The sequence below is a fragment of the Muricoccus pecuniae genome (genome assembly GCF_014199205.1).
Taxonomy (GTDB): domain Bacteria; phylum Pseudomonadota; class Alphaproteobacteria; order Acetobacterales; family Acetobacteraceae; genus Roseomonas; species Roseomonas pecuniae.
Genome location: NZ_JACIJD010000001.1, coordinates 1 through 17,637, shown reverse-complemented (window position 1 = coordinate 17,637; position 17,637 = coordinate 1). Strand labels below are relative to the sequence as shown.

14 protein-coding genes are annotated in these 17,637 nt (G+C 71.9%); 9 read left to right on the top strand and 5 right to left on the bottom strand.

What is annotated here, in order from left to right; all coding sequences use genetic code 11:
* Positions 1-3: 3 nt before the first annotated feature.
* The 4 genes from FHS87_RS00070 to FHS87_RS00055 form a co-directional block, all read right to left on the bottom strand.
* The gene (locus FHS87_RS00070) at positions 4-1,083 is read right to left on the bottom strand and encodes an ABC transporter ATP-binding protein (protein ID WP_184512575.1); all 1,080 of its coding nucleotides are present in this window, start codon (positions 1,081-1,083) and stop codon (positions 4-6) included.
* Positions 1,080-3,281 carry an ABC transporter permease gene (locus tag FHS87_RS00065; RefSeq protein WP_184512573.1) on the bottom strand — a complete coding sequence of 734 codons (2,202 nt, stop codon included), beginning with the start codon at positions 3,279-3,281 and terminating at the stop codon, positions 1,080-1,082. Before FHS87_RS00065 ends, FHS87_RS00070 begins: the two co-directional genes overlap by 4 nt.
* 7 nt (positions 3,282-3,288) lie before the next feature.
* A complete protein-coding gene (locus FHS87_RS00060) occupies positions 3,289-4,317 on the bottom strand; it encodes an ABC transporter substrate-binding protein (RefSeq protein WP_246417701.1) in 1,029 nt (342 codons plus the stop codon).
* Between the two features lie 130 nt (positions 4,318-4,447).
* The gene (locus FHS87_RS00055; protein WP_184512569.1) at positions 4,448-5,773 is read right to left on the bottom strand and encodes an ABC transporter substrate-binding protein; all 1,326 of its coding nucleotides are present in this window, start codon (positions 5,771-5,773) and stop codon (positions 4,448-4,450) included.
* Between the two features lie 100 nt (positions 5,774-5,873).
* Between FHS87_RS00055 and FHS87_RS00050 the strand changes: the two genes are divergently transcribed.
* Positions 5,874-8,060, top strand: coding sequence for a TonB-dependent siderophore receptor (locus FHS87_RS00050; protein WP_312861821.1), 2,187 nt, complete (start codon positions 5,874-5,876; stop codon positions 8,058-8,060).
* 58 nt (positions 8,061-8,118) lie between these two features.
* On the opposite strand, the gene FHS87_RS00045 is transcribed toward FHS87_RS00050, so the two are convergent.
* The gene (locus FHS87_RS00045; RefSeq protein WP_184512567.1) at positions 8,119-8,781 is read right to left on the bottom strand and encodes a ferric iron reductase; all 663 of its coding nucleotides are present in this window, start codon (positions 8,779-8,781) and stop codon (positions 8,119-8,121) included.
* On the opposite strand from FHS87_RS00045, the gene FHS87_RS00040 reads away from it, so the two are divergent.
* The 8 genes from FHS87_RS00040 to FHS87_RS00005 all read left to right on the top strand — a co-directional run bounded on the left by FHS87_RS00040 (position 8,743) and on the right by FHS87_RS00005 (position 17,461).
* Positions 8,743-9,015 carry a hypothetical protein gene (locus FHS87_RS00040; protein ID WP_184512565.1) on the top strand — a complete coding sequence of 91 codons (273 nt, stop codon included), beginning with the start codon at positions 8,743-8,745 and terminating at the stop codon, positions 9,013-9,015. The two genes, FHS87_RS00045 and FHS87_RS00040, sit on opposite strands and share 39 nt — an antisense overlap.
* A 485-nt stretch (positions 9,016-9,500) precedes the next feature.
* The gene (locus FHS87_RS00035) at positions 9,501-10,919 is read left to right on the top strand and encodes an MmgE/PrpD family protein (protein WP_184512563.1); all 1,419 of its coding nucleotides are present in this window, start codon (positions 9,501-9,503) and stop codon (positions 10,917-10,919) included.
* Positions 10,916-11,866, top strand: a complete 951-nt coding sequence (locus FHS87_RS00030; protein ID WP_221299336.1) for a branched-chain amino acid ABC transporter permease — start codon at positions 10,916-10,918, stop codon at positions 11,864-11,866. Before FHS87_RS00035 ends, FHS87_RS00030 begins: the two co-directional genes overlap by 4 nt.
* Positions 11,867-11,871: 5 nt before the next feature.
* On the top strand, positions 11,872-13,647 hold the full coding sequence (locus FHS87_RS00025) for a branched-chain amino acid ABC transporter ATP-binding protein/permease (protein WP_221299334.1): 1,776 nt from the start codon (positions 11,872-11,874) through the stop codon (positions 13,645-13,647).
* Complete coding sequence (locus tag FHS87_RS00020; RefSeq protein WP_184512561.1) at positions 13,634-14,341, top strand: ABC transporter ATP-binding protein; 708 nt, start codon at positions 13,634-13,636, stop codon at positions 14,339-14,341. Before FHS87_RS00025 ends, FHS87_RS00020 begins: the two co-directional genes overlap by 14 nt.
* Before the next feature lie 46 nt (positions 14,342-14,387).
* Entirely contained in the window at positions 14,388-15,647 is a 1,260-nt protein-coding gene (locus tag FHS87_RS00015) for an ABC transporter substrate-binding protein (RefSeq protein ID WP_184512559.1), read from the top strand.
* Positions 15,648-15,670: 23 nt separating this feature from the next.
* On the top strand, positions 15,671-16,387 hold the full coding sequence (locus tag FHS87_RS00010; RefSeq protein ID WP_184512557.1) for an SDR family NAD(P)-dependent oxidoreductase: 717 nt from the start codon (positions 15,671-15,673) through the stop codon (positions 16,385-16,387).
* A gap of 18 nt (positions 16,388-16,405) precedes the next feature.
* Entirely contained in the window at positions 16,406-17,461 is a 1,056-nt protein-coding gene (locus FHS87_RS00005) for an Ldh family oxidoreductase (RefSeq protein ID WP_184512555.1), read from the top strand.
* Positions 17,462-17,637: the final 176 nt, after the last annotated feature.

Sequence of the window (17,637 nt, the reverse complement as noted above, 5' to 3'; positions counted from 1 at the left end):
CGTTCAGGCCAGCGCGCCGTCGCCGGGCAGCAGGGTGGTGCCATGGGTGCCGAACCGCAGCCCAACTTGGTCCCCAGCCCGGTGGGCGACCCCGGCCGACGGTGCGACCACGAACAGCTCGCCGGCGGAGGTGTCCACGGTGTACTCGAAGACGCCGCCGAGGTAGGCGGCCTTGGAAACGGTGCCGCGCAGCATCGCGCCCGGCTCCCCGGCCGGCACCAGCGCGATCGCCTCGGGCCGCAGGGCCAGCCTCACCGCCCCGTCCGCCAGCCCGCGCCGCGGCAGCACCACGCGGGCCTCGCCCAGCAGAACCTCCGCCCGCTGCTCGTCCAGCCCGCGCAGCGTGGCGGGGAGGAGATTCGCCTCGCCCACGAAGCCCGCGACGAACTCGCTCACCGGCGCGTCGTACAGCTCCCGCGGGGAGCCTTCCTGCGCGATCACGGCGCGGTTCATGACGATCACCTTGTCCGAGATCGCCAGCGCCTCCGCCTGGTCATGGGTGACATAGACCACCGTGAGGCCGAGCCGCTGCTGCAAGTCGCGGATCTCCTCCCGCATCCTGCGCCGCAGCCGGGCGTCGAGGTTCGAGAGGGGCTCGTCGAACAGGAGCACGGAGGGCTCCAGCACCAGCGCGCGGGCCACCGCCACGCGCTGCTGCTGGCCGCCCGACAACTCGGAAGGAAGCCTCGCCTCGAAGCCCGCGAGCCCGACGCCCTCCAGCGCCGCGCGCGCCGCGGCCTCGGCCTCGCGCCTCGGCCTGCGGGAGACGGTCAGGCCGTAGAGCACGTTCTCCAGCACCGTCATGTGCGGGAAAAGCGCGTAGGACTGGAACACCATGGAGACGTCGCGCTCGGCAGGCGGCAGGCCCGAGACGTCGCGCCCGCCGATCAGCACGCGCCCCTCGCTCGGGTATTCGAGCCCGGCGATCATGCGCAGCGTTGTCGTCTTGCCGCAGCCGGAGGGACCGAGCAGCGTGCACAGCGTTCCCGCCGGCACGGTGAAGGACACGTCCCGCACCGCCACGGCGCCCGCGCCGAAGCATTTCCACACGCGCTCGAAGCGCACCTCCGCCGCGCGGCTCATGCCACCGCTCCCCCTCTTCCGATCGCGGCCGGCGCCACGGCGGCGCGGCGGCCGATCCGCCGCCGCCCGACCAGCAGCTGCGCCAGCCCGAGCATCAGGACCATCAGCGCGATCAGCACCACCGCGACCGCGATGGCCAGCCCATAATCGCCGTTGATGACGCGGTTCACGATGAACACCGTCGCCAGCTCCGTATCGGCGGTCACGAGGAAGATGACGGCGGAGATGGTCGTCATGGCTCGCACGAAGGCATAGACCAGCCCCGCCACGATGGCCGGCCGCAGCAGCGGCAGCACGATGCGGCGGAACGCATCGCCCCCGCCCCCGCCGAGCGTGTGCGAGGCCTCGTCCAGCGAGGGGTCGATCTGCGCCATGGCCGCCATGCCGGAGCGCAGCCCCACCGGCAGGTTCCGGAACACGAAGCAGGCCACGATGATCGCGCCCGTCCCCGCCAGCTCCAGGGGCGGCAGGTTGAAGGCGCGGAGATAGGCCACCCCGATCACCGTGCCCGGCACGGCGAAGGAGAGCATGGTGGCGAATTCCAGCACCCCGCGCCCGGCGAAGCGCGCGCGGGAGAAGAGCCAGGCCGACACGATTCCCAGCGCCGCCGTGACCGGCGCCGAGATGGCCGCGAGGGTCACGGTGGTGATCACGCTGTTCCAGGCCAGCCCCGTGAGCTGCCCGCCGCTGATCTCGAAGGCCTTGATCATGTGGCGCAGCGTGGGCGTGTAGTCGCGCCCCCAGACCTCCACGAAGCCGCCCGAAATGGCGAGCACGTAGAGCGCCAGCGTCAGCACCGCCCAGGGCAGCGCCACGGCGAGGCAGAGCCGCCGCACGCCCGCCGGGAGCGGCGGCGCCAGCCCGCCATCCCCCTTGCCGCCGATGGAGACGTAGGACTTCCGCCCCGTCAGCCGGCGCTGAAGGCCGAAGACGCCGAGCGCGAGGACCAGCAGCACGAGGGAGAGGGTGGCCGCCCGCCCCGCATCGGCCTGCGCACCCACCACGGCGAAGAAGATCTCGGTCGCCAGCACGCCGAACTGCCCGCCGAGCACGATCGGGTTGCCGAAATCCGCCATGCTCTCCACGAAGCCGAGAAGGAAGGCGTTCGCGATGCCGGGTGCCAGCAGGGGCAGCGTCACCCGGCGGAAGGTCTCGCCCGGCCCGGCGCGCAGGGTGGAGGAGGCCTCCTCCAGCGTCGGCGACAGCCCCTCCACCACCCCGATGAGCACGAGGAAGGCGATCGGCGTGAAGGCGAAGAGCTGTGCCAGCAGCACGCCCGGCAGGCCGTAGATCCAGCGCCCCAGCTCCAGCCCGAAGAGCGAGGAAGCGGCGAGGGAGACGAGGCCGGACCGCCCGAAAATGAGGATCAGCCCGAGGCCGAGGATGAAGGGCGGCGTGACGATGGGCAGCACCGTCAGCCAGCGCAGCGGGCGCGCCAGCCGCAGCCGCCCGCGCACCACCAGCAGCGCGAAGGCGAGGCCGAGCGCCGTCGTCCCCGCCCCCACCAGCACGCCCAGCAGCAGCGTGTTCCACACCACCCCGCAGCGCGGCGCGCCCGCGAGGCAGCCGAGGCTCCAGAGCCGGGCATCCGCGAGCCGCCCGATCACCGCGCCGCCCGCCAGCGCGCCGGAGGCGTCGCGGAACGCGTCCACCAGCAGCAGGGCCAGCGGCAGCGCCGTGAACAACCCGATCGAGCCCGCGACCACCACCGCTACCGCCGCGGTGAAGGCGTCTCCACGGAAGGCGCCGCGCCCGGCCAGCCCGGCCGCCAGCAGCACCGCCAGCGCGGCGGGCACCACAGCCCCGCCCCAGCCGATGCCGAACTGCCGGTCCTCCATCGGGCCGAACAGTCCTTCCATCCAGGGCGCCGACCATCCCTGCACGCCGATCGCGTAGCCCTGCGCCAGGAGCAGCAGCAGCCCCGCCCCGCCGGCGAGCAGGAACAGCCCGGCCCGCGCCGCGCGCGGCAGGGGCAGCAGCGCCGCCACCAGGCCCAGGGCGGGCGCCAGCAGCGCCGGCAGCAGCCACCAGCGCCCCTGCGCCAGCACCTGCCCCGCGGCCGGGGCGAAGTCGGGGTCGGACAGCCAGGACAGGCCGGCGAGCGGCGCTGCGGCGATCCCGTCCTGCGTCAGGTACCAGGGAAGAAGCAGCGCCGCCGCGAGGGCGGCCAGGCTGCTCCAGAAGCCGGCGGCGCGCATGGCGGGGTCAGCGCGGCAGCGTGTTCACCTCGCGGTCCCACCGCTCGATCAGCCGGCGCCGCTCCGCCGAGGCGCCGTACTTCGCGAAGTCGTAGTCGATGAGGCGGATCTGCGACATCTGCGGCGCCTCGGGCGGCAGCGGCGTGGCGCGGTTCGACGGCGTCTGGAACTGCTTCGCCTCGGCCCCCAGCCCCTGCGCCGCGGGCGTCAGCGCCCAGTCGTAGAAGCGCTGCGCGTTCCGCAGGTTCCGCGCGCCGCGGATGATCGACATGGAGCCCACCTCGTAGCCCGAGCCCTCGCAGGGAACGGCGCTGCCCACGGGGAAGCCGCCGAGCCGCTCGGTCACCGCGTCGTGCACGAAGGAGATGGACACGCCCGTCTCGCCGCGCGCGACCGACTTGATCGGTCCCGTTCCCTGGCGGGGATAGGCGTTGATGTTGCGGTGCAGCGCCTTGAGGTAGTCGAAGGCCGGCTCCTCGCCCATGATCTGCACGATGGTCGCGATCATCACATAGGCCGTGCCGGAGGATTGCGGGTTGGCCATCTGGATCTCGTTGCGGAAGCGCGGCTCCAGCAGGTCCCGCCAGCAGGCGGGCGGCGCGATGCCGCGGCGGGCCAGCAGCTCCGTGTTGAAGCCGAAGCCCAGCGCGCCGGCATAGATGCCCACGGTGCGGTAGCGGCTGTCCCGCGCCTGCTTCTGCGCCCAGTCATGCAGCTCGTCGAGCACAGCCGGCCGGTACTCGGCCGAGAGGTTCTCCTCCGCCGCCTGCAGATGCGGGTCGCCCGTACCGCCGAACCAGAGGTCGCCGCGGGGGTTCTGCGCCTCGGCACGGATCTGCGCGAGCACCTCGCCCGAGCCCTTCTGCGAGACGGAAACGCGGATTCCCGTCTCCCGCTGGAACGCATTCGCGGCCGCCTGGCACCACTCGACCTGCACGGAGCAGTAGAGGTTCAGCGAGCCCTGCGCGCGCGACTCTGCGGGAAGGGCAAGGAGCACCGCCGCGAAGGCGGCGGCCTGGACGACGCGGAACAGCATGTGACGCATTCCCTCCCGGAACAACTGCACGACAGTTTTATTACAGGCATGTTGCACCTCCGCCTATCCGCACCCGGGTATGCCCTTGCGGATCGGCCCCGCTCTCGCGGGGCCTCGGCGTGATCCGGCCCTAGCCGCCCGGACGGTCGCGCGAGGGGTCGGCGCTCACCCAGTAGGTGCCCTCGAAAGGGAGGGCGGAGAAGCGCCGGTTGATCTCGTCCAGCGTTGCGGCGGGGTCGAGCTCCGGGAAGAGCTCCGGCCGGACCCAGCGCGCCATGGCCTCCAGCGCGACGATGTTGATGGCCGCGCCGTTGAACGGGTTCCACAGCCCGTGCGCCCGGCCGGACCGCACGGCGGGCAGGTAGGCCAGCTCGGGGGCCTTCAGCGCCTCGGCGAGGCTCCGGCGCGCCTCCTCGGCCGGGGCGCCGGTGCCGAGGGCGATGCCCAGCCTCTCCCCGGGACGGTACAGGCCGGTGCCGATATAGACCTCGGGCTGCATCAGCAGGACCTGCTCCATCCCGACCTGCCCACCGCCCGGGCCGGGCAGGGCATCGCGCGCGACGTTGCGGGCGCCGAGCAGGTTGAGCAGCTCGCCCGTGCTGCGCCCCGGTCCCTCCACCCAGCAGCAGGGCCAGCGCACGGGAAAGGCCTGCATCAGCACCCCCGGCCCGGGCGGTGCGGCGGCCACGCGCGCGCGGATGAGGGCCAGCCGCTCCTCGTAGAAGCGGATATAGGCCCCGGCCGCCTCCTCGCGCCCGAGGGCCTCGCCCAGGAGGCGCAAGGTGGGGAGCGTGTTGGCCAGCGGGTTGATGAAGGTGTCGATGAAGATCACCGGCACCCCTGCGGCGGCCAGGACCTGCACGTTGCGCCGCGTCTCCTCCGACGCGTTCTGCCAGGCGCTGAGCACGACGAGGTCCGGGCGGAGGCCGAGCGCGCGCTCCACCGAGAAGCCCTGGCCGACGCCGGCGGTGATCTCGGGCACGCGCGCCAGCCCGGGGAAACGGAGGCGGAGAGCGGCATCCCCCATGGGATCGACGCTGCGCAGGTCCCCTCCCGTCCCGGCCAGGATGGAGGGCGGATCGGGGTGGATGAGGGCGAGATTGAGGAGCTGGAATCCCTCCCCGAGCAGCACCGCGCGCGGGGGCGAGGCGATCGTCACCCGGCGGCCCAGCAGGTCCGTGACCTCCCGGGGCCAGGAGGCCTTGGGTCCTCCCTGAGCCGCCGCGTTCCGGGCGACAGAGAGGAAACCGGCACCGAGCCCGGCCAGCCCGCTCAGGAGCGCGCGACGCGAGGGCGGCCCGGATGGCGCGACAGGGGCCGTGGCATTCGGCGTGGCGGGCGGCGACGGCACGGAGAGCGGCACGGGCCGGGGCTCGGCTTGGCTGCCCAGGGACACTGGCTGCCCTGCCCCTCCGGCGTCGCGGTCGGGCCAGGAGCCCTGTGGCAGAATTGTCATAAGTTAGTCCCTGGCGATCCGTGGCATCCGGCAGCACGGCACCGCATATTGCGACTGATTATCACTTACCGTAAAGGCCCCCAGCATCGATGGTCCGCCCGTGACCCTGCCCCTGGAGACCTTCATGCGCCCCGCCGCCCGGCACCCCGCCCGCCTCGCCATGCTCCTGCTGAGCGCCACGGCCCTCCCCTCCCCCGCCCTGTCCCAGCCGGCGGGCGAGGCAGTCGCGGTGCCGGAGGTCGATGTCACCGGGAATGCCGAGCGCGCGCTCGATCCCGTGCGCGGCTTCGTCGCGCGCCAGGAGATCAGCGGCACCAAGACCGACACGCCCCTGGTCGAGAACCCGCAATCCATCTCCGTCGTCCCCCGCGACCAGATCGACGCGCGCCAGGCGCAGACGCTGGGCGAGGCGCTGCGCTACACCGCGGGCGTGCGCGGCGAGAACTACGGCACGGACAGCCGCACCGATTGGTTCCAGATCCGCGGCTTCAACGCGCAGGACAACGGCATTTTCCTCAACGGCCTGCGCTACAACACCGGCTATGCCGGCAGCATGTTCGAGACCTACGGCCTCGAGCGCTACGAGGTGCTGCGCGGCCCGACCTCCGTCCTCTACGGCCAGATCGCGCCGGGCGGGCTGGTGAACATGGTGCAGCGCCGCCCGACCGAGACGCCGCAGGGCGAGGTGCGGCTGACCGCGGGCAGCTACGGGCGCACGCAGGTCCAGGGCACCTCCAGCGGGCCGCTCACGGCGGACGGCGTGTGGTCCTACAGCCTCACCGGCCTCGGGCGGGCGAGCCAGACGGCCGTGTCGGAGGTGCATGACGACCGCGCCTTCATCGCCCCCGCCCTCACCTGGCGCCCGGATGCGAACACCTCGGTGACGGTGCTCGGCTACTACCAGGCGGACCGAACCTCGGGGAACCAGTTCCTCCCCTACGACGCCACGGTGCGCCGCACGCCCTTCGGCCGCATCAGCCGCGACCTCTTCACCGGGGAGAAGGACTACGACCGCTTCGACCGTACGCAGTACGGGCTCGGCTACGAGTTCAGCCACCGCTTCGACAAGGTCTTCTCCTTCCAGCAGAACCTGCGCTACGCCCATACGGACATCGCCTGGAGGCAGGTCTATGGCGGCGGCCTGCAGGCCGATCAGCGCACGCTGAACCGCTTCGCCTACCGCGCCGACATCGACGTCGCGACCTTCCAGGTGGACAACCAGCTCCGCGCGGATTTCCGCACCGGGCCCGCCAGCCACACGGTGCTGGGCGGCTTCGACTACAGCCAGGTGAACTACCGCAACGCGCAGTACTTCGCCCTCGCCTCGGGGCTGGACGTGTTCCAGCCCGTCTACGGCAGCCCGGTCCCGGCGCTGACCACGCCCTATGACAACGTGCGGCAGGTGAACAGCCAGTACGGCCTCTACCTCCAGGACCAAATCCGCCTAGACCGCCTGGTGCTGCTCGCCGGCATCCGGCAGGACTGGGCCCTCTCCGACGTGGACGACCGCGACGCCGGGGGCGCCCGCCGCTACCAGAACGACAGCGCCTTCACCTGGCGCGCGGGCGCGCTCTACCTTTTCGACAACGGCCTCGCCCCCTACGCCTCCTACGCCCGCTCCTTCCAGCCGCAGATCGGCACGGACGGCCGCGGCTTCGCCTGGGACCCGCTGGAAGGCGAGCAGTACGAGGCCGGGCTGAAGTTCCAGCCGCCGGGGATGCGCAGCTTCGTGCAGGCCAGCGCCTTTCACCTGACGCAGAAGAACACCCTCACCCCCGATCCGCTGAGCCCCATCAACCAAGTGGCCGTCGGCGAGGTGCGCGTGCGCGGGCTGGAGCTGGAGGCGGTGGCGGAGCTGGGCAACGGCGTCAGCCTCGTCGGTTCCTACACCTTGCTCGACCCCGAGATCACCCGGAGCAACACGGCGGGCGAGGTAGGGAACCGCCCGGCGGGCGTGGCGCGCCACAATGCCGGGCTCTACGGCGAGTACAGCTTCGTCCACGCCAGCGGCCCGCTCTCGGGGCTGACGCTGGGCGCGGGCGTTCGCTACCTCGGCAACACGACCACGGCGAACTCTGCCCCCAATGTGGTGCCCTCCACCACGCTGTTCGACGCCACGATCCGCTACGAGCTGGAGAAGCTCGCGCCCAGCCTCAAGGGCCTCACCCTCGCCGTGCACGGCAGCAATCTCGCGGACACGCGCTATGTCAGCCGCTGCTCCGGCGACACGGGTTGCTTCTACGGCAACCGCCTGAACGTGCTCGGCAGCATCTCCTACCGCTGGTGAGCCCGGCCGCCCCGCCACTGGCGCGGGGCGCCACCGGGGCCGGGCTCCGAGCCCGGCCTCACCCCGGGGCGTGCAGCGCGGCCAGGTGCTCGGCCAGGATCGCGCGCTGCTCCGCCTCCGGGCGCAGCACGCAGGTCGGGCATTTCTGCCCGTCGCTGAAGGTGTAGTAGCGGCAGCAGCCGCCGCGCTGGAGGAACCAGCGCTCGGCGATGAGGCGGGCCGTCTCGGGAGCATGAAGGGCGACGTGCAGGAAGCCCGAGCGCCCGTTGTTGAGCGGCGAGCCGGGCCGGCGCGTGACACCGATCGCCCTGCCCCGCTGCGCCTCGTCCTCCCCCAGCACCTCGCCCACGCGCAGGAATGCGAGGCACGCCATGTCGGCGACGATGCGCCACAGCGCGCCCGCCGAGAGGCCGCTCGCCCGGTGCAGCGCGGGGATCACGGGCGAGAGGAGCGCGATCGCGAGGTCGTGGATCGCGAGGCGCAGCGCTTCCTCCCCCTCCGGCGCAGTGGTGCGGCAACCCGGATCGACGAGGAGATGCAGCCGCACGGCGCGCCCGGAACGCCCGGCATGCTGCCAGTCATGGAACTCGGCCCGCAGCGCGGCCCCATTGCCGTGCAGCAGGGGAACGACCCCGTGCAGGGCGGCCATGGCAGCGACGGGATGGAGGAGCGCCAGGGCGAGATGGCTGAGGAAGAAGGCCGCGCCCGCCTTCCGGTCCATGCCCGGATGGGCCTCCGCTTCCATGTCCAGGAAGGCACCGAGGCAGGCACCGGGGTGGACGATGAGATCCGACAGGCTGCACCGCCCGGGAGCCGCATCGCGCAGGCCGAGGTTGAGGTCCCCGAAGCGCTGGAGGAGCGCTGGATGCAGGGCGGCGAGGGGCGGACCTTCCAGGCCAGCAACCTCACCGGTCGGGCGCGGCTGCGCCCCGCTCGCACTCTGCAAATCACCTGAAGGCAACGGCAACCCGCCATCCAATGGGGTGGAGCGCAGCCGGCACCCGGGAGAGAGGCCCGAATGGCCCCCTCTACCAGGGGCGCCGCGCTGCCCGATGTTATCTTCAAATGCGATGCGTTTGCAATTACCGGCTGGAAGGTTCTCAGGTGCTGAACAGCGCCTCTATCGCGAGGACGGCCCATTTCAGCCCGATGACGGCCATCTGCTGGCACTGCTTCAGGTGCCGCCAGGAACCGGTCCCGGTTCACCCCCATCATCTCCAGCGAGACGCCGACAATCCCGGTTCGAAGCAGTGGAAGTTATCCGAACACCCGCCGCTGCTCGCCGAAGACCAGGAAGTTTTGTCTGACAATATGTCATCCTTGACTTCACCGCACCTTCTCCTCAACCATCGGCAAAAGCCCGGCGAGAGGGCGTGAGGAGACGTTCGTGACCAGACACGATGCGGCTTGCCCGCCGTCGCGCGGCTTCGGCCGCCCCAGATGAGCGCGCGCCTCCCCTCGGATGCGGCGCCCGCTTCGGGCCGGAGGCTTGAGGCAGTCGCGGACCGTGACGAGGCTCGCCCCCTTGCCCGGCAGGCCGCCGAGGCCGCCCTCGCGCAGGGCCGGCAGGAGGACGCGGTCGTCAGCAAGGTGCAGACCTGCCTCCTCGACGTGATCGGCGCGGCGCTGGAATCGCGGCACCTTCCCTGGGGCGACCAGGCCGTGCGGATCGCGAGCCCCTCTCCAGGGGGCGTCCGGATCATCGGGGCCTCGCGTCGCACGACGCCGGGGGATGCTGCCTTCGCCAACGCCGCTCTCGCCCACGGGCTGGTGCGGGAGGACATGCACGCGGCCTCCATCAGCCATCTCGGCGTGGTCGTCATCCCGGCCCTTCTCTCCCTCGCGCAGACGCGCCGGGTGGACGGCGGCACCTTCGTCGCGGCAGTCGTCGCGGGCTACGAGGTCGGGGCGCGGATCGGCGCCGCCCTGTTCACCACCGAGCTCGCACGCCTCTTCCGCCCGACGGGCATCACGGGGCCGATCGGGGCTGCCGCCGGCGCGGCCCGGCTTCTGGGGCTCGATCCCGCCCGCGCCACCAGCGCGATCGCCCTCGCCGCGAATGCGACAGGTGGCCTGAACGAGTGGCCGGCGGTCGGAGGGAACGAGATGTTCTTCCATCCGGGCTTCGCCGCGCGGAACGCCGTCACGGCGGCCCAGCTCGCGGAGTTCGGCGCCGAGGCGTCGGAGACCGCACTGGACGGGCCGGCGGGCCTTTTCGCGGCGATGCGCCGGGATGGGACGCGGCCGCGGGTCTCGTTCTTCGGCGGTCGCCCGGAGATCCTGGCCGTCTACAACAAGCCTGTCCCGGCCTGCAATTTCGCGCAGACGGCGTGCCAGGTCGCGCTCCGCCTCTCGCGGGAGCACGCCGTGCGGGCGGAGGAACTGCGCGGCGTCCGCATCCGCGTGCCCCGTGCCGCCGCCCGCTATCCCGGCTGCGACAGCACCGGCCCCTTCGACCGGTTGCTCCAGGCGAAGATGAGCATCCCCTTCGGCGTGGCCGCCACCCTCTGCCGTGGCGTGATCGAGGAGGCGAACTACACCCTCCCGGTCAGCCCCGATGTCGCGCGCCTGATCGGCCTCACCTCGCTGAAGGAGGACGAGGCGCTGACGGCCGCTTTCCCGGCCCGTCAGGGCGCGGCCATCGAATTGCTGCTGGACGGCCGGACCCTGGCCGGAAGGCTGGACGACGTCGTCGCGGCGACGCCCGGCGAGGTGCGCGCGCGCTGCGAACGGGCGGCGACCGATGCCCTGGGTGCGAAGGCGGCACAAGGCATCCTCGACTTCGTGGACGGGCTGCCGGAGGCCGCGGATGTGGGTGCGATCGGGGAACTGTTCGCCGCAGCGGAGGAGGTGGCATGAACGCCGGGATCGAAGGTTTCCTGCAGGCCCTGAATGCGGGGCTGCTGCTCGGCGCGCATTACGGGCTGATGTGCGTCGGGCTGAGCCTCATCTTCGGCGTCATGCGCGTCATCAACTTCGCCCATGGCGACTTCATGATGGCCGGGATGTACGTCGCCTTCCACCTCTTCGCGCTGCTCGGCCTCGGCGCGGTCTTCGGCTCGGCGGCGGGGCCCTTCATCGCGGCCCTGCTGGCCGCGCCGGTGCTTTTCCTCCTCGGCTATCTCGCGCAGCGCCTGCTCGTCTCGCGCGTGACCGGAACGCGGGTGGGCGCGCTGGAGGGCGAGGGGCATTACGCCCAGCTCATCCTGACCCTCGGCCTGTCCCTCATCCTACAGAGCGGCGGGCAGATCCTCTTCGGCAGCGTCCCCGTCTCCATTCCGAGCGACATCTCGTCGGAAGCCTGGGAGATCGACCTCGCGGGCGGCGACGTCGTCGTCTTCGTCAACCAGGCGCGTGCCTGGGGCGCGGCGATCGCCGTGGCGCTCGTGGCCCTGCTCGTGCTCGTCATCACGCGCTCCCGGCTGGGCAAGTCCCTGCGCGCCGCGGCCGACAACGTCCAGGCCGCCCTCTACATGGGCATCGACGTGGACCGCGCGCACCGCATCACCTTCGGGCTCGGCATCGCCATAACCGCGGTGGCGGGCGGGCTGCTCGCCTCCAGCTACCCGTTCACGCCCTATGTCGGGCTCGAATACGTCATCATCATGTATGCTGGCGTGGTGCTGGGCGGGCTCGGCTCCACGGTCGGCGCCTTCTGGGGCGGGCTGCTGATCGGCGTGATCCAGCAGTGCTCCGCGCTGCTGCTGCCGACGCAGCTGCAGAACACCGCCATCTTCGTCGTCTTCCTCCTGGTGGTCTTCCTGCGGCCGCAGGGGCTGCTCGGCCGCGTGTCGGAAAGGACCTGAGCGCCGTGTTCCGCCCGCTCTCACCCGGACGCATGATCTGGCCCATCCTCGCCTTCTGTGCGGCCTACGCGCTGCTCGGGCTCTTCGTCACCAACTCCTACCACCAGCTCACCCTCACGCTCGTGCCGATCTGGGCGATCTTCGGCCTGTCCTGGAACCTCCTGTCGGGGATGACGGGGCTGATCTCCTTCGGCCACGCGGCCTTCTTCGGCCTCGGCGCCTACACGGTCGCGCTGCTCTTCGTGAAGCTCGGGCTGACGCCATGGCTCGGCATCCCCGTCGCCGGGCTGGTGGGCGGGCTGTCGGGCCTGCTGATCGGCCTGCCCACCTTCCGGCTCCGCGGGCACTACTTCGCCCTCGCGATGCTGGCCTATCCGCTGGCCCTGCTGAACGTCTTCCTCTGGCTCGGCTACCAGGAAGTGTCGCTGCCCCTGGTGCGGGAGCGCGGCTGGGCCTTCATGCAGTTCGCCGACCACCGGGTCTACATCTATCTCGCCCTCGCCCTGCTCCTCGTCACGATGGTCGCGATGCGCCTGGTCGAGCGGTCGCGCTACGGCATGGCGCTGATGGCGATCAAGCAGAACGAGGCCGCGGCCGAGGCGCTCGGCATCGACTCCCGCCGCCTCAAGCTCCTCACCATCACCCTCAGCGGCGCGCTGGCCGGCGCCATCGGCGGCTTCCACGCGGTGATCCTGCTGGTGGTCACGCCGGAGGCGGTGTTCGGCATGCTGATCTCCGCCCAGGCGCTGACGGTCGCCATGTTCGGCGGCGTCGGCACGGTCTGGGGCCCGGTGATCGGCGCCCTCGTCCTGATCCCGCTCGGCGAGACGCTGCACGCGCAGTTCGGCGCGGTGCTGCCGGGCATCCAGGGCGTCGTGTTCGGCACCGCCATCATCGCCGTCATCCTCCTGGCGCCAGAAGGCCTCTACTGGAAGGCGCACGACCTCCTGCGCGGCAGGCAGGCGCCGCAGCCCGAGGACGCCCCGGCGCCGCGGCAGCCCTCCCCCTCCGGGGGTCCGGCACGGGTCGCGCCCGCGGAGGACGCACCGCTCATCCTGCGGGCCGAGGGAATCTCGCGCGCCTTCGGCGGGGTGAAGGCGGTGCGGGACGTCACCTTCTCCGTCCGGCAGGGCGAGATCCTCGGCGTGATCGGGCCCAACGGCGCGGGGAAGACCACCCTGTTCAACCTGCTCAACGGTTTCGTACGCCCCGATGCGGGGCGCGTGCTGCTGAACGGGCAGGACGTCACGAACCTGCCGCCGAACCGGCTCGCGCGCCTCGGCGTGGGGCGCACCTTCCAGGTCGTGCGGCCCTTCGCGCGCATGTCGGTGGCCGACAACGTCATGAGCGGCGCGCAGGTCCACGCCGGGAGCATCGACGAGGCGCGCGAGTTGGCGCGGGGGGCCATGCGGCGCGTCGGGCTGGAAACCATGGCCGACGCGCGGGCGGGAACGCTGAGCAACCTCGATCTCCGGCTGATGGAACTCGCCCGCGCCCTGGCCGGGCAGCCCCGCCTGCTGCTGCTGGACGAGACCTTCGCCGGCCTGGGCGGGGCGGAGGTGGACCAGCTCCTGCCCGTGATCCGCGGCATCGCCGCGGAGGGCACCACGGTGGTGATCATCGAGCACACGCTCCACGCCATGGTGCGCCTGGTGGATCGCTTCGTCGTCCTCGACCACGGCGCCGTCCTGGCTGAAGGGCTGCCGGAGGAGGTCACCGGCAACCGCGCCGTCATCGAGGCCTATCTCGGCAGCAAGTGGAGCGCCCATGCTGGAGCTTGATGATCTGCATGCCGGCTATGGCGGCGCCCCGGTGCTGAAGGGCGTGAGCCTCCGCGTGCAGGAGGGCGAGTTCGTGGCCGTGGTGGGCCCGAACGGCGCCGGCAAGACGACCCTGTTCAAGACCATCTCCGGCACGGTGGCGGCGCGCACAGGACGCATCCGCTTCCGGGGCGAGGACCTGTCCTCGGTGCCGGCCGCGCGGCGCCCCCATCTCGGCATCGCCCATGTCCCGGAGGGCCGGCAGCTCTTCCCCTCGCTGACCGTCATGGAGAACCTGGAGATGGGCGCCACCACGGCGGCCGGGCGGCGCGACTGGGCGGAGAACCTGGCCCGGGTGCTGGACTGGTTCCCGATCCTGAAGGAGCGCCGCAACCAGCTCGCCGGAACGCTCTCGGGCGGGCAGCAGCAGATGGTGGCGGTGGGGCGCGGCCTCGCCTCCTCCCCGCACCTGCTGATGCTGGACGAGCCCTCCATGGGCCTCGCGCCCGCCGTGGCGGAGTTCATCTTCGAGCGCCTGGCGGAGATCCGCCGGCAGGCCGGGCTGACGATCCTGCTCGTGGAGCAGCGGGTGGCCGAGGCGCTGGACTCCGCCGATCGCGGCTACGTGCTGGAGGCCGGGCGGATCGCGCTCGAAGGCCCGCAGGAGACGCTCCGGCGGGACGACCGCGTGCGCCAGGCCTATCTCGGGATGTGATCGAACGGGCAGCCGGAGAACCGGCGCCAGGATGGAGGGACGAAGCATGGACGATATCAGGAAGATGGTCGCGCCCGGCCGGCGGGCGCTGCTGGCCGGTGCGGCGACGCTGGCCGGGACGGCGGCGGGCCTCGGCCCGGCGCGCGCGCAGGCTCCCGCAGGCGGGACGGTCAAGGTAGGGCTGCTCGTGCCGCTCTCGGGCCTATACGCCCGCTTCGGCCAGCTCATGCGGATGGGCGCGGAGCTCGGCGTCCGCCACGTCAACGAGCAGGGAGGCGTCCCCGCGCTCGGCGGCGCGAAGCTGGAGCTGCTGCTCTTCGACGCCGGCGATTCCACGGAGAAGGCGAAGAACGCCGCGCAGCGCATGGTGGCCGACCACCCGGACCTCGTCGCCTGCTCCGGCGCCTATCTCTCATCCTTCACCCTCTCGGCGACCGAGGTGACCGAGCGCGCCGAGCTGCCCATGCTCACGCTGAGCTACTCCGACCTCATCACCTCGCGCGGCTTCCGCTACGTCTTCCAGACCTCCGCGCGCGCGGGCGACCAGGCGAAGGGCGCGCTGCCCATCATGCTCGACCTCGCCCAGCAGGCCACGGGGAAGCGGCCGGAGACGGTCGCGATCCTGACGGACAACACCGCCTCCTCGCTCTCCTTCGTCCAGCCCGTGCGGGACGGGGCGGCGGGCTTCGGCCTGCGGATCGTGATGGACGAGACCTTCACCCCGCCCCTCTCGGATGCGACGCAGCTCATCCAGAAGGTTCGCACCGCGCGGCCGGACATGATGGTGATGCCGATCACCGTCATCTCGGATGTGAAGCTGCTCGTCGAGAAGATGAACGAGTTCGGCCTCGGCCGCGGCCGGGTGCCGACCATCGGCGCCGGCATCGCCATGGCGCAGTCCGACCTCCTCCAGAACATCCGCCCGGCACAGCTGGAAGGCTTCATCACCGTGGTCGGCAACTGGGACGCCAAGGGCCAGGAAGCGATGATCGAGGAGTTCAAGCGCGCCTCCGGCGAGCCCTGGATGGGCCAGAACAGCATCGCGACCTATGGCGACATCTGGATCATGCGGGACGCCTTGCAGAAGGCTGGCCGCGCCGACCGGCGGGCCGTGGCGGAGGCCCTTCGCAGCATCGACATCACCGAGGGCGCGGCGCTCTACTACCCCGGCCGCCGCGTGAAGTTCGATGCGACCGGCCTGCGCGAGAACGCGCCGCCCGTCGTGGTGCAGTGGCAGAACAACCGGCCGGTGACGGTCTACCCCCGGGACTCGGCCACGGCCGAGCTCTTCTGGCTCAAGCGCTGACGCCGGCCCGGGAGCGCGCGGACATGCGGATCGCCATCACCGGCGCGGGCAGCGGCATCGGCGCTGCCACCGCGCGCCTCCTCATCGGGCGGGGCCATCAGGTGGCCTGCCTCGACCGCGACCTGCCCGCGGCTCGGCGCGTGGCCGGGGACGGCCATCCCGCCATCGCCGTGGACGTCGCGGAGGAGGAGGCGGTGGTGCGCGCCTTCGGGGAGGTGCGCGCCGCGTTCGGTGGCCTCGACGCGCTGGCGACCTGCGCCGGCATCTACGAGACCACGACCTTCGACGACACCACGGTGGCCATGTTCCGGCGCGTGCACGACGTGAACGTCATCGGCACCTTCCTCTGCCTGCGGGAGGCGGCGGCGATGATGGAGCCCGGCGCGCGCATCTGCACCGTGGCCAGCGTCGCCGGCCTGCGCGGCGGCGGGCTGGCGGGCACCGTCGCCTATGCCACCAGCAAGGGCGCGGTGCTCGCGATGACGAAGAACGCGGCGCGCGTGCTCGGGCCACGGGGGATCGCGGTGAACACCATCGCCCCCGGCATGATCGACACGCCCTTCGCCGCCGGCCCGCTGGGCGACCCGGCCATCCGCGCGCGGATCGAGGGCATGACCTCCTTCGGCCGCCTCGGCACACCGGAGGAGATCGCGCCCGCCATCGCCTGGCTGCTCTCGCCGGAGGCGTCCTACGTGCACGGCGCCACCCTCGTCGCCGATGGCGGCATGGTCATGTACTGACCCCCTGGAGGAAGCGGCATGAGGATCGGGATCGAGGAGGCGCGGCACCTCGCCGTGCGGGGGCTGCGCGGCCTGGGCCTGCCCGACCAGGACGCGGCGCGCGTGGCCGAGCACCTGCTGGACTGCGAGCTGCGCGGCCTCGGCTATGCGGGGCTCGCGCGGGTGCTGAGCATCGCGGAGCGCTTCGCCGACCGGCCCTATCAGGGCCGCCCGATCGCCGTGGTCTCGGAAACGCCGGTCTCGGCGCGGATCGATGGCGGCGACAATGTCGGCTACCTCGTCGCCCATGAGGCGACGCGGGTCGCGATCGGCAAGGCCGGGGCGAGCGGCATCGCCATCGTGGGCGCCAACAACACCTGGTACACCGGGATGCTGTCCTTCTACGCGGAGATGGCGGCGTCCGCCGACCTCGCGGTGATGATCGCCTCCAACGCCACGCCCTGGGTCGCGCCGGCCGGCGGCACGGAGCCGCGCTTCGGCACCAACCCGATCTGCTTCGGCTTTCCCGGCGAGGCCGGGCCGGCGATCTGGGACATCGGCATCTCCGACATCATCCACGCTCAGGCCGTCATGGCCCGCCGGCTGGGGCAGGCGCTGCCGGAAGGAACGGCCTTCGATGCGGAGGGTCGCCCGACCACCGATCCCGTGGCCGCGCTCGGCGGGGCCTTCGCGGCCTGGGGCGGCCATCGCGGCAGCGGCCTCGGGATCGTCGTGCAGATCCTCGGCATGATGGCCGGGTCGCCTGCGATGCCGGACCATCTCACCGATTTCGGATTCCTCATCATCGCCTTCAGGCCGGACCTGCTGGGGCCGCTCGACCTCTTCAAGGGTAAGGTCTCGGCCTATGCCGACCTCATCCGCGCCACGCGGCCCGTGGAGGGCGGCCCCGTAGTGCGCATGCCCTTCGACCGCTCCGCGGCCCTGCGCGCCGCATGCCTGGCCGAGGGCTCGATCGAGATTCCCGATCCCGTCCTCGACGCCGTGCGCGCCCTCGCCGGCCCGCCAGCCGGCGGTTTCCAATCGAAGTGCGACGGTGACTTGGTCATGGAGCGCTACCTGGTGCAGGGGAGGTGAGGGCGGTCAGGAACGCCTCCTGGGGCGTTCGGTAGTCCAGGCACTTGCGCGGCGTGGCGTTCAGGCGGGTGGCGAGCTGTAATACCAACCGCCTCAGAGTTTGACCTGTGCCCAGGAGCGGCGCGTGATGGTGGCGATCTGGTCTGGCGTGCGCATCAGCGTGGACCAGGCGTGGC